Source organism: Mycolicibacterium monacense, assembly GCF_010731575.1.
In the GTDB taxonomy this organism is placed as follows: Bacteria; Actinomycetota; Actinomycetes; order Mycobacteriales; family Mycobacteriaceae; genus Mycobacterium; species Mycobacterium monacense.
This window is the reverse complement of record NZ_AP022617.1, coordinates 1,422,587-1,434,471: the sequence shown is the minus strand read 5'-3', so window position 1 is coordinate 1,434,471 and position 11,885 is coordinate 1,422,587. Positions and strand designations below refer to the sequence as shown.

At 68.2% G+C, this 11,885-nt stretch carries 7 protein-coding genes and 1 tRNA gene; 4 read left to right on the top strand and 4 right to left on the bottom strand.

All coding sequences use genetic code 11. The features are described from left to right. Positions 1 to 28 precede the first annotated feature (28 nt). Positions 29 to 565: a YbhB/YbcL family Raf kinase inhibitor-like protein gene (locus G6N49_RS06830; RefSeq protein WP_011560556.1), complete on the bottom strand. Its 537-nt coding sequence runs from the start codon at positions 563 to 565 to the stop codon at positions 29 to 31. Between the two features lie 27 nt (positions 566 to 592). Then, a complete protein-coding gene (locus G6N49_RS06825) occupies positions 593 to 1,927 on the bottom strand; it encodes a M20/M25/M40 family metallo-hydrolase (RefSeq protein ID WP_083045072.1) in 1,335 nt (444 codons plus the stop codon). Between the two features lie 76 nt (positions 1,928 to 2,003). Between G6N49_RS06825 and G6N49_RS06820 the strand changes: the two genes are divergently transcribed. After that, positions 2,004 to 2,089: transfer RNA gene (locus G6N49_RS06820), tRNA-Leu, on the top strand. Between the two features lie 75 nt (positions 2,090 to 2,164). Here G6N49_RS06820 and G6N49_RS06815 read toward each other — a convergent pair. Beyond that, positions 2,165 to 3,430: a hypothetical protein gene (locus tag G6N49_RS06815; RefSeq protein ID WP_234786928.1), complete on the bottom strand. Its 1,266-nt coding sequence runs from the start codon at positions 3,428 to 3,430 to the stop codon at positions 2,165 to 2,167. 435 nt (positions 3,431 to 3,865) lie between these two features. Here G6N49_RS06815 and G6N49_RS06810 point away from each other — a divergent pair, with 435 nt between their 5' ends. After that, positions 3,866 to 5,065 (top strand): TerC family protein, encoded by a 1,200-nt coding sequence (locus G6N49_RS06810; protein ID WP_011560611.1) that lies wholly within the window; start codon positions 3,866 to 3,868, stop codon positions 5,063 to 5,065. Positions 5,066 to 5,069: 4 nt separating this feature from the next. On the opposite strand, the gene G6N49_RS06805 is transcribed toward G6N49_RS06810, so the two are convergent. Further along, a complete protein-coding gene (locus G6N49_RS06805) occupies positions 5,070 to 8,885 on the bottom strand; it encodes a bifunctional nitrate reductase/sulfite reductase flavoprotein subunit alpha (RefSeq protein WP_011560612.1) in 3,816 nt (1,271 codons plus the stop codon). A gap of 174 nt (positions 8,886 to 9,059) precedes the next feature. On the opposite strand from G6N49_RS06805, the gene G6N49_RS06800 reads away from it, so the two are divergent. Next, positions 9,060 to 9,413: a hypothetical protein gene (locus G6N49_RS06800; protein ID WP_011560613.1), complete on the top strand. Its 354-nt coding sequence runs from the start codon at positions 9,060 to 9,062 to the stop codon at positions 9,411 to 9,413. Continuing rightward, positions 9,413 to 11,872, top strand: a complete 2,460-nt coding sequence (nirB, locus tag G6N49_RS06795; protein WP_083045071.1) for a nitrite reductase large subunit NirB — start codon at positions 9,413 to 9,415, stop codon at positions 11,870 to 11,872. The genes G6N49_RS06800 and nirB overlap by 1 nt, the downstream gene beginning before the upstream one ends. The last annotated feature ends 13 nt before the right edge of the window (positions 11,873 to 11,885 follow it).

The window sequence follows — 11,885 nt, the reverse complement described above, 5'->3', positions numbered from 1 at the left end:
TCTGCGTCTGCTCGCGGCTGAGCCGGACCTACTTCTGCTCGTAGGTGCCGTGGATGATCGCGCGGGCGATCGCGTGGCTGAACAGGTTGAACCCGAGATAGGCCGGGGTGGCGTCCTCGGGGATGTCGAGCTTCTCGACGTCGACGGCGTGCACCACGATGAAGTAGCGGTGCGGACCGTGTCCCGGCGGCGGGGCGGCACCGACGTAACGCTTCATGCCCGCGTCGTTGGCCAGCGTCACCGCATCGCCCGGGAAGCCCTTGGCGCTGCCGTCGCCGACACCGGCGGGCAGTTCGGTGACGGTGGCGGGCAGGTTGAACACCGCCCAGTGCCAGAAGCCGGATCCGGTCGGTGCGTCGGGGTCGTAGACGGTGACGGCGAAGCTGCGCGTCTCCTCCGGGAAGCCTGACCACGACAGCTGCGGCGAGACGTCGGAACCGCCGGCACCCATCAGGCCGCTCACCTGATCGTTGGCCAGCGGCTGCCCGTCGGTCACCGACTCGGAGGTCAGCGTGAACGACGGCAGTTGTGGCAGGAACTCATACGGGTTGTACGGAAAAGCCATGATGTCCTTTCGCGTGTAGGGAACCGCTCAGCAGTGCTCGAGAAAGTGTTGCAGAACCTGCGCCCCGAACTCGAGCGCGTCGACGGGTACCCGTTCGTCGATGCCGTGGAACAGCGCGGCGAAGTCCAGTTCCGGGGGCAGCCGCAGCGGGACGAACCCGAAGCAGCGAATCCCCAAGCGCTGGAAGGATTTCGCGTCGGTACCGCCGGAGAGCATGTACGGCACGGTGCGCGCGTCGGGGTCCAGCGCGAGCAGCGACGCGTTCATCTGGTCGACGAGGTCGCCGTCGAACGTCGTCTCGTAGGACGGCAGGTCCCGCTCCCAGGAGCGCACCACGTCGGGTCCGATCAACGCGTCGACCTCGCGTTCGAACGCCTCCTTGCGCCCCGGCAGCACGCGGCAGTCCACCATGGCCTCGGCGGTCTGCGGGATCACGTTGGCCTTGTATCCCGCCTTGAGCATCGTCGGGTTGGCGGTGTCGCGCAGCGTGGCCCCGACGATGCGGGCGATACCCCCCAGTTTGGCGATCGTGCCGTCGAGATCCGGGGAGTCCGGGTCGAACGAGTACCCGGTCTCCTCGGCGACGGCGGTGAGGAACTGCTGCACGGTGTCGCTGAGCACGAGAGGGAACCGGTGGCGGCCGAGTTTGGCGACGGCTTCGGCGACTGCGGTGACCGCGTTGTCGTCGTGCACCATCGAGCCGTGTCCGGCGCGGCCGCGCGCGGTGAGCCGCATCCACGACAGACCCTTCTCGGCCGTCTCGATCAGGTAGAGGCGGCGCTCACCGCCGTCGCGGCGCGGAACCGTCAGCGAGAAGCCGCCCACCTCACCGATCGCCTCGGTGACCCCGTTGAACAGGTCGGGCCGGTTGTCGACCAGCCAGTCGGCGCCGTAGGTGCCGCCGTGCTCCTCGTCGGAGACGAACGCGAACACCAGGTCGCGGGGCGGGACGATGCCTTCGCGTTTGAAGTGGCGGGCGACGGCGATCATCATCCCGCACATGTCCTTCATGTCGACCGCTCCGCGGCCCCACACATAACCGTCGGACACCGCCCCGGAGAACGGGTGGACACTCCAGTCGGCCGGTTCGGCGGGCACCACGTCGAGGTGGCCGTGGATCATCAGCGCCCCGCGCGAGGGATCGGCGCCGGGCAGCCGGGCGAAGACGTTCCCCCGGTTCGGGGCCCCGGCTTCGAGGTATTCGCACTCGTAGCCGACCTCTTCGAGCTGGGCCGCCACCCAGCGGGCGCAGTCGCCCTCGCCCTTGGTGGTGGCCGGGTCTCCGGTGTTGGAGGTGTCGAAGCGGATCAGCGAACTGACGAGCTCGACGACCTCATCGGCGGGTCCTGTCACAACCACCATTCGTACCAGGGACACCGGGTTTGGGTTCGGGCTGCCTGATCCGATAGCCTTAGCTGCCCACACGGGGTGTGGGCGGGTCCGAGTGGCGGAATGGCAGACGCGCTAGCTTGAGGTGCTAGTGCCCTATTAACGGGCGTGGGGGTTCAAGTCCCCCCTCGGACACCGGTGAGAACCGATGGGCCCCGGCTTCGATGAAGCCGGGGCCCTTGGCTTTCCCGGAGTCGCTTTCCGGGACGACTACTCGGTGGCCTCGGAGTCCGCGCTCGGCGCGTCGCCCGAACCGGGCTCGTCGGCGCCGGCTCCGGCGTCGGCGTCGCCCGCTTCCTCGGAGGTGTTCTCGGACTCGTCCTGGGCCGGCGACGCCTCCTCGTCGTCGGTCAGTGACTCCTCATCGTCGGTCACGTCGGTCACGTCGGTCACGTCGGTCACGTCGGTCACGTCGGTCACGTCGTCCTCGGCGGGCTCCTCCTCCTCTGGCACATCGTCGACAAGTGTGTCGTCGAGCGGGTCCGTCTCGGCCGTCGCATCGGCCGGCTCCGACGCGCCCTCGCTCTTGGTCGACTCCTCCTGTGCGAGTGCCGTTTCCGATGTGCCGGGTTCCTCCGACGACTCCACACTCACCGATACGGTCCTGGCGGTCGCGTCGGTGGTCGTCGAGTCGATCGCCGCGATTCCGGCCGTCTGCACCGGCCGGAGCGCCTGGGCGATGGCATCGCGGATGTTGAGCAGGCCGCTGATGGTGCCGAGACCGGGGCTGAAGAAGCCGGCATCGACGGCGTCGCCGTTGAGGAACCCGTTGATCACCGCCGCGGGTCCGGTGATGAAGGCGTTGGCGAGCCCTTCGAGGTCACCGGTGCGCGCCGCATCGAAGACGTCTTGAACGAACGCGCCCCCTGCCTTCACGAAACCGGCGTAGATCGGGCTCAGCACGCCGATCGCGAACAAGGTGATCGGCAGCTGGGTCTGGTCGATCACGTTGAGCATGTTCTGCACCGGCTGCCGGATCACCGAGGTGATCGCCGGGATGAGTTCGATGGCGGGGCCGAGCAGCGGCGTGATCACCACCTGCCACAGGCTGTTGATCGCACCCTCCAGGTCACCCGCCGCCAGGTGGTCGCCGGCCGCGCGAAGCAGTGCCGGCACGCCGAACGGATTGTCGGCAGAGAACGAGTTGGCGAGACTTTCGCCCGCCCGGTCCAGGGCGCCGCCCAGCGTCTGCGCGCTGTTCCACTGGTTCTGCAGGATCTGGGCCAGAATCGGCGCGGGGTCGGCCAACACCCGCTCGCCGAGCAGACCGAGGTTCGTCAGCGTGTTCTCGACCACTTCGCCGTAGACGACGAAGGGATTCGCCAAGGCGGACAGCTGCAGATCTGATGTCGTGACGCTCGATGTCGCGGCGCGGGCGGCGTCCGGCAGCGGCGGCGCGACGGGGCTGATCGCGATGGCGCCGGCTCCCACCAACGCCACACCGGTGGTCAGATACGAACGAGCAGCTGTGTGCATTGCAAACTTCTTTCCATCGAAAGGACGGCCGACGGAAACGCAAACTACTGCGCGGTAGCCCGCAGCGATGCCCGATTCCGCAAACTCACAGCAGGAACGCCAGAACGACTGAGCGCACATCGGCGCCTCGACCCATTGCCGTTGAAAGCCGTCCAGTACGGGCAATCTTGGACTGGCAAACAAATGTCGGAAGCTGTCTCGCAAACTCGACCATCGGAGCGGCGGCCCACGGAAGATGTTTGCATCATCAAGCGCAGGGCAAACTCATGAGCAAGTCTAATGACCGCGGGATGGCAGGTCTCCGGGCCGGCAAACCCCACAGTCGTCCGGGCGGCATGACCGCCGCATTCGCCGTCAGTTCGCACGCGTGACCCGGCCGCGTTGTGGGAACACTGACGCCATGCCCACTGCCCGGACGCGATCGGCCGCCACCCGATGAACATCTCCCCTGTGCTGTGGGGGCTGACCGTCGCCGTCATCATCGCCCTGGTTCTCTTCGACTTCTTCTTCCACGTCCGCAAGGCGCACATCCCGACCTTGCGCGAGGCGGCCGTCTGGTCGGCCTTCTATGTCGGGATCGCGATCCTGTTCGGCCTCGGCGTGCTCGTGTTCGGCGGAACCAAACCCGGTCTGGAGTATTTCGCCGGGTACGTCACCGAGAAGGCGCTGTCGGTGGACAACCTGTTCGTCTTCCTCGTCATCATCGGCAGCTTCGCGGTGCCGCGCGCCGATCAACAGAAGGTCCTGCTGTTCGGCATCGTGTTCGCGCTCATCGCGCGCACCGGACTGATCTTCGTGGGCGCCGCGCTGATCAACGCCTTCGCGTGGGTCTTCTATCTGTTCGCGCTCATCCTGCTGCTCACCGCCGGTCAGCTGATCAAACCCGACGACGACGACCGCGGCGCGGACAACCTGGTGATCCGGCTGGCGCGGCGGTTCCTGCGTACCACCGACGACTACGACGGCGACAAGCTGTTCACCGTCGAGAACGGCAAGCGGATGCTGACGCCAATGCTGCTGGTCATGGTGGCCATCGGCGGCACCGACCTGCTGTTCGCCCTGGACTCGATCCCGGCGATCTTCGGCCTCACCCAGGACGTCTACATCGTCTTCACCGCCACCGCGTTCAGCCTGCTGGGGCTGCGCCAGCTGTACTTCCTGATCGACGGGCTGCTGGACCGCCTGATCTACCTGCACTTCGGGCTGGCCGCGATCCTGGCGTTCATCGGCGTCAAGCTGTTCCTGCACGCACTGCACGAGAACAACGTGCCGTTCATCAACGACGGTGAACCGGTCAACGTCGTCGAGGTCAGCACCCCGGTGTCGCTGGGCGTGATCATCACGCTGCTGCTGGTCACCACGGTGGCATCGCTGGTGTCGCCGAAGGGCCGGGTCAAGAACGCGATCGGCAGCGCCCAGCGCCACGCCACCACCTACCTGAACAAGACCTACTACGGCGAAGACGCCGCCGAACGCGAGAAGGCGTTCGCGAAGCTGTGCGCCGAGGAGCAGCAGATCAAGCAGATGCCGCCCAAGTACCGGGCCATGATCCGCCGCGAGGACGATCTGATGGATCTGCTGCGCCGTGCGCACGCCGAGCACGACCGGTATCTGGCCGAGGAGAAGTCGACGTGACCGCTCAGTACACGTCGCGCAGGTAGCGCTTCCCCGCGACGAGGCTCTTCTTGTATTCGCGCGCAGCCGATTCCGACAGGCCGCCGTGCTTCCGGATGATGGTGGTCAGGGCGGCATCGACATCCTTGGCCATCCGGGCGGCGTCACCGCAGACGTACAGATGCGCACCGCGTTCCAGCCACCGCCACACCTCGGCACCGTGTTCGAGCATCCGGTGCTGCACGTACACCGGCTTCGGCTGGTCACGGGAGAACGCCAGGTCGAGGCGAAGGAAGCCGTCGGTGACCATGTCCTCGAGGTCGTCGCGGTAGTAGAAGTTCTCGTCGCGGTGGCGGTCGCCGAAGAACAGCCAGTTGGGCCCGGTGTGTCCCAGCGCCCGGCGCTCCTGCAGGAACGCCCGGAACGGGGCGATGCCGGTGCCCGGTCCGACCATGATCATCGGGGTCACGCCGTCGCGGGGTGGCCGGAAGTGCGGGGAGCGTTGCAGGAACACCGGAAGCGGTGCGGTGGCGCGGTCGGCGAGGAACGTGCTCGCCACTCCTCCGCGCTCACCGCCGTCGCTGCCCCGGTAGCGCACCACCGACACCGTCAACTGCACCTCGTGCGGGCTGACGAGCGGACTGCTGCTGATGGAGAACTGGCGCGGGGTCAGCCGCACCAGCACCTCCTGCCACTGCCGCGGATCGGCGCGAACCTCGAACTCGCGAACCACGTCGAGACCGTTGCGATCGACCAGCCAGGCGTCCAGATCGGCACGCGCCGCCCGCAGTCGCTTGGCCGCCGAGCGGTCGCGGCACTGCTCGGCCACGAACCGCATGAGGTCCGGGGTGACGCGGCAGAAGTCGTAGCTGACCGTGAGCGCGTCCCGCAGACTGTGTTCGGCACCGTCGACGTCGACCTTCTCGCTTCCGTCGAGGCCGGTGGCGGCGAGCCAGGCGTCGACGGCCACCGCGCTGTTCGTGGCGTAGACGCCCAGTGAATCGCCCGCGGCGTAGGTGACGTCGTATTCGGAGATGTCGAAGCCGAAGTGCCGCACCTCTTTTCGGGACTCTGCCGGGGTGAGCAGCGTGTTGCGCGCCAGCGGCGCGAGCAGCGGCCTGGCCCGGGTGAACGGTTCGGCGACGGTCGTGGTCCGCCGCCGCGTGGTGACCCCGCCGCCGTCGGAGTCCACGCCGTCCGGGTTCAGCAGGTGGGTCATCTGCTGGGCCCAGTGCTCCATGCGGTCCTGGTCGTAGGCTTCGCAGTCGACCCGGTCGAGCATCCGGGTGGCGCCCAGCGAGGCCAGCCGACCGTCCAGCGAGCGGGCGTGCCCGCAGAAGTCGCTGTAGGACCGGTCGCCGATCCCGAGCACCGCGAAGCGGATGTGGTCGAGCTTCGGTGCGTCCGGGCCCTGCAGCCGGTCGAAGAAGTCGGCCCCGTTGTCGGGCGGGCCGCCGTCGCCGAAGGTGCTGGTGATGACGACGACGTCACGCGCCTCGGCCAACCGCGGCAGCGGCAGCTCGTCCATGGTGACCAACTGGGCACCGGGCAGTCGGGCCGCCACGTCGGTGGCGAAGTCCTCGGCGGTGCCGGTCTGCGAGGCCCACAGCACCAGCGGCCCGTCCGATGCCACGGGTTCCGGCGCCGGGGTGCGGAGCTCTTCGGTGGGTGCGGCGACCGTCTGCACCGGCCGCAGCGCCACCGCGCACACCTTGAACTCCGGCTGCAGCGAGTCGGGGTCGACCGCATCGTTGGTCAACGCGTTGACGGTGAGGTACTCGCCGTGTTCGTCGTTGAAATGGAATGGCGCAAAGCAGTTTCCGGGCATCACCCGATCGCAGACCACCGCGGGCAGCACCGCGCGTCCGCGTCGCGAGGTCAGTTCGACCGATTGTCCGTCGACGATGTCGAGGGCTGCGGCGTCGTGCGGGTGGACTTCGACGAACGGCCGGCCGTCGAGTTTGACCAGGGCCCGCACCCGGCCGGTCTTGGTCATGGTGTGCCACTGGTGCGGCAGACGCCCGGTGTTCAGCACGAACGGGAAGTCGCCGTCGGGCAGTTCCGCGGCGTCGACGTGCGGGCGGGCGTAGAAGACCGCGCGCCGCGACGGTGTCGGGAACGCCAACCGCGGGCGGTGGCCGGAGGCGTCGACGTGGAGATCCTGGCTCACACCGTCGTTGAGGTAGCGGATCGGGTGGCGGTCGGTTCCGTCGTCGGGAGGGACCGGCCACTGCAGCGGCGTCTCGCGCAGCCGGTCGTACGTCGCGCCGCGAAGATCGAAACCCGTTCTGCGATTGCTGAACTCGCGGATCTCGTCGAAGATCTGGGCACTGTCGGTGTAGGCGAAATCCGCGCCGAACCCCAGTTCGGCGGCGATCCGGCAGATCAGCTGCCAGTCGGGGCGGGTCTGGCCGGGCGGTGGGACGGCCTGCTGCAACAGCGTGAGCGTACGGTCCGAATTCACCATCACCTGATCGGATTCGGCCCACAGGGTGGCGGGCAGCACGATGTCGGCGTACCGGTTGGTGGCGGTGTCGCGGTAGACGTCCTGCGTGATCACCAGTTCGGCGGCCTCCAGCCCGGCGATCGTGGTCCTGCGATTCGGCATGGTCGCCACCGGGTTGGTGCAGATGATCCAGCAGGCCTTGATCTCGCCCGCGGCCAACCGCTCGAACATGTCGACCGCGCCGGGACCGGCGTCGGTGCGGATGGTGCCGGGCGGCAGACCCCACCGCTGTTCGACGAACGCGCGGTCCTCGGCGGAGAGGATGGAACGTTGACCGGGCAGGCCGGGCCCCATGTAGCCCATCTCGCGCCCGCCCATCGCGTTGGGCTGCCCGGTCAGCGACATCGGCCCGGCACCCGGTCGGCAGATGGCGCCCGTGGCCAGGTGCAGGTTGCAGATCGCGTTGGTGTTCGCCGTGCCGTGGGTGCTCTGGTTCATCCCCACCGCCCAGCACGTCACCCAGTCGCCGGCCTCGGCGATCATGGCCGCGGCACGGTGCAGATCGGCTTCGGCGAGGCCGGTGATCGCGGCGACCCGCGCCGGGGCGTAGTCGGCGAGGAACTCCGGCATGTGCGCCCAGCCCTCGGTGTGCTCGGCGATGAACTCCTCGTCGATGTCGCCGCGCTCGACCAGCAGGTGCAGCAGCCCGTTGAGCAGCGCCACGTCCGTGCCCGGCCGGATCGGCAGGTACAGGTCGGCCCGGTCGGCGGTGGCGGTGCGGCGGGGGTCGACGACGATGAGCTTGGCGCCCGTCTTGAGGCGGTCGACCATCCGCTGGTGCAGGATCGGGTGACAGTCCGCCATATTCGACCCGATGACGAAGAACAGGTTGGTGACGTCGAAGTCCGTGTAGGACCCCGGCGGCCCGTCGGCGCCCAGCGACTGTTTGTAGCCGGTGGCCGCGCTGGCCATGCACAGCCGCGAATTCGACTCCAGGTACTTGGTGCGCAGGAAGCCCTTCGCCAATTTGGTTGCCAGATACTGCGATTCGAGCGACATCTGACCCGACACGTACAGTGCGACGGCATCGGCTCCGTGTTCGTCGACGATGGCCCGCAGCCGCCGCCCCGCCTCGGCGACGGCGTCGTCCACCGGGGCCGGAACCGGTTCCTCGTGGCGGGTGGGCCGCAGCAGCGCCGAGGTCAGCCGGCCGTCGGTGGCGTTCATCATCTCAGCGTGGGTGGCACCCTTGGTGCACAACCGGCCGGAGTTCGTCGGGTGCAACCGATCTCCGGACACCCGGGCGATGACGGGTCGGCCCCCTTCGCTGCCGGTGTGCACCTCGATACCGCAGCCGACGCCGCAGTACGAGCACGCAGTCCTGGTCACGGCCATACGCCCATCGTTCGCCGGACCTGTTCCGGTTGGTTTCCGCGGACGTTATGGTCAGGAAAATTGGTCCTCACCGCGGAGGGCGGCCTGCGGTGAGCCGCCGGTGCGGAGTCCGACTCCTGCCGGACTCGCCGACGAAACCGCCGCGAAACAACGGCGCCCTACTTTGTCGTAGGCATGAGCGACGGAAGTACACCTCGTTTCCTGCAGGGCGCCTTCGAGTTCGAGGGCAACGGCCTTGACAAACCCATGCCGATCGACCCCGGGCTGCGCTACGTCGTGCCCGCCGGGGCGGTCGCCCAACCCGTGTACTTCCGCGGCGGCAACTCGACTGCCGAGATGGTCACGGTCGTGCTGTTCCGCGACGGGAAACCGATGCGGTACTTCCCCATCGCGGCCAAGGGTTCCACCCACGTGGCGTTGCGCGTGGTGGAGGACCTCCTCGGTGACACGGTGCTCGAACTGTTCGTCGCCGCCCCCGCCGGGTGCGCTGGGACGTTGATCGTCGATCTCGGACTGGTGGAGATCTGATGACGCGCAGACGACTCGTCGTCATCGGCAACGGGATGGCCGGCGTCCGCGCGATCGAGGAGATCCTCGCGCGCGGCGGCGCCGACATGTTCGAGATCACCGTGTTCGGCGACGAACCGTACGGCAACTACAACCGCATCCTGCTGTCGAACGTGTTGTCCGGCAGTGACGATACCTCCGAGATCTACCTCAACCCCCTCGACTGGTACACCGGCAACGGCATCGATCTGCGGGCCGGGGTGCGGGTGGTGCGCATCGACCGCTACGCCCGTCTGGTGCACGCCGACGACGGCACCGCACTGCACTACGACGAGCTGATCGTGGCCACCGGGAGCCGCTCCTTCTTCCCGCCGATCACCGGGTTGTGGGCCGACGACAAGACGCTGGCCGACGGGGTGTTCGGCTTCCGCACCCTCGACGACTGCCTGGGCATGATCCACGAGGCCGAACACCGGACCAAGGCCGTGGTCATCGGCGGTGGGCTGCTGGGGCTGGAAGCCGCACGCGGCCTGCAGAACCGGGGTCTGACCGTGGACGTGGTGCACGCCGGCGCAACGCTGATGAACGCCCAACTCGACGACACCGCGGGCGCGATCCTGCGACGCTCGGTCGAACGCCTGGGGATCACGGTGCACATGGACAAACGCACCACCGAGGCACTCCTCGGCGAGGACGGGAAGCTGCGCGGCATCGGCTTCTCCGACGGCAGCACCGTCGACTGCGACATGCTGGTGGTCGCGGCGGGTATCCGGCCCAACGTCGGGCTCGCGCAGCGGGCCGGCCTGACCGTCGAACGGGCCATCGTCGTCGACGACCACATGCGCTCGATCGACGACGACCACATCCACGTGGTCGGTGAGTGCGCGCAGCACCGCGGCCAGGTGTACGGGCTGGTGGCGCCGCTGTGGGAGCAGGCAGGGGTGCTGGCCGCCCACCTCACCGGCACCGACCCGACCGCGGCGTATCACGGCTCCCGGACCGCGACCAAGCTCAAGGTCGCCGGGGTCGACGTCGCCGCGATGGGGCTCAAGGCGCCCGAACTGCCCGACGACGAGTTCGTGCAGTACTCCGAGCCCAGGCACGGGGTGTACAAGACCATCGTCATCCGCGACGGAAAGCTGGTCGGGGCAACACTTCTCGGCGACGTCAGCAAGGTCTCGTTCCTGACGCAGGCGTTCGACACGGGCCTGCCGCTCCCCGAGGAGCGGGTATCGCTGATGTTCGACATCGGCACCCCCGACGTCGAGGTGGGGGTCGCCGAGCTGGCCGACGACGCGCAGGTGTGCAACTGCAACGGGGTCTCCAAGGGCACGCTCGTGGGGTGCGTGCGCGACGGGGAGGCCTCGGTGTCGGGGGTGATGGCGAAGACCAAGGCGGGCAAGGGGTGCGGCTCGTGCAAGGAACTCGTCGGCCAGATCGTCGAATGGGCCGCCGGCGGGGCCGTCACCGAGGATCCGTCGGCGTCCTGGTATGTGCCGGGTGTCCCGTACGACAAGCCGACGCTGATGCGCCACATCCGTGAGCTGCGTCTGCATTCGGTGTCCTCGGTGTTCGCCGCACTCGCCCCCGACGGCAGGGAGGACGCCGGCTCGAAGATGGCGCTGGCCTCACTGCTCGAGATGATGTGGGCCGACGAGTTCGTCGACGAGCGCGACGCCCGGTTCATCAACGACCGGGTGCATGCCAACATCCAGCGCGACGGCACCTTCTCGGTGGTTCCGCAGATGAAGGGCGGCGTCACTAACCCGTGGCAGCTGCGCCGCATCGCCGACGTCGCGGACAAGTACTCGATCCCGATGATCAAGCTCACCGGCGGGCAGCGCATCGACCTGCTCGGGGTGCGCAAAGAGGATCTGCCCGCGGTGTGGGCCGATCTGGACATGCCGTCCGGCTACGCGTACGGCAAGAGCTTCCGCACGGTGAAGACGTGCGTGGGCAGCGACTTCTGCCGGTTCGGCGTCGGTGACTCGACGGCGCTGGGGATCGCGATCGAAGACCGGTACAAGGGGTTGGCCAGTCCGGCGAAGATGAAGCTCGCCGTCACGGGATGTCCGCGCAACTGCGCCGAGTCGCTGTGCAAGGACCTCGGGGTCGTCGCGATCGACGGCGGCCGCTGGGAGATCTACGTGGGCGGGGCGGCCGGCGCGCACATCCGCAAGGGCGACCTGCTGGCCACCGTCGACGCTCCCGACGAGGTCATGACGCTGACGGGGCGGTTCCTGCAGTACTACCGGGAGAACGCCAACTGGCTGGAGCGCACCTACGCATTCGTCCCACGGGTCGGCATCGAGAAGATCCGCGACGCGATCGCCGAGGACGCCGAAGGGCTGGATCAACGGATGCAGAAGTCCGTCGACGCCTACCGCGATCCGTGGCACGACGGCCGGGCGCCGGCGACCGAGGGGCAGTTCCGGTCGTCGCTGCCGCTGCTGCCCCTTCCCCAGGTGCCCGTGCGATGAGCGCTTGCGCGAA

What these genes read in the sequence shown, in the direction of transcription:
- G6N49_RS06830 (WP_011560556.1), bottom strand. Translation starts at nt 565, where the DNA reads ATGGCTTTTCCGTACAACCCGTATGAGTTCCTGCCACAACTGCCGTCG.
- G6N49_RS06825 (WP_083045072.1), bottom strand. Translation starts at nt 1,927, where the DNA reads ATGGTGGTTGTGACAGGACCCGCCGATGAGGTCGTCGAGCTCGTCAGT.
- G6N49_RS06815 (WP_234786928.1), bottom strand. Translation starts at nt 3,430, where the DNA reads ATGCACACAGCTGCTCGTTCGTATCTGACCACCGGTGTGGCGTTGGTG.
- G6N49_RS06810 (WP_011560611.1), top strand. Translation starts at nt 3,866, where the DNA reads ATGAACATCTCCCCTGTGCTGTGGGGGCTGACCGTCGCCGTCATCATC.
- G6N49_RS06805 (WP_011560612.1), bottom strand. Translation starts at nt 8,885, where the DNA reads ATGGCCGTGACCAGGACTGCGTGCTCGTACTGCGGCGTCGGCTGCGGT.
- G6N49_RS06800 (WP_011560613.1), top strand. Translation starts at nt 9,060, where the DNA reads ATGAGCGACGGAAGTACACCTCGTTTCCTGCAGGGCGCCTTCGAGTTC.
- nirB (WP_083045071.1), top strand. Translation starts at nt 9,413, where the DNA reads ATGACGCGCAGACGACTCGTCGTCATCGGCAACGGGATGGCCGGCGTC.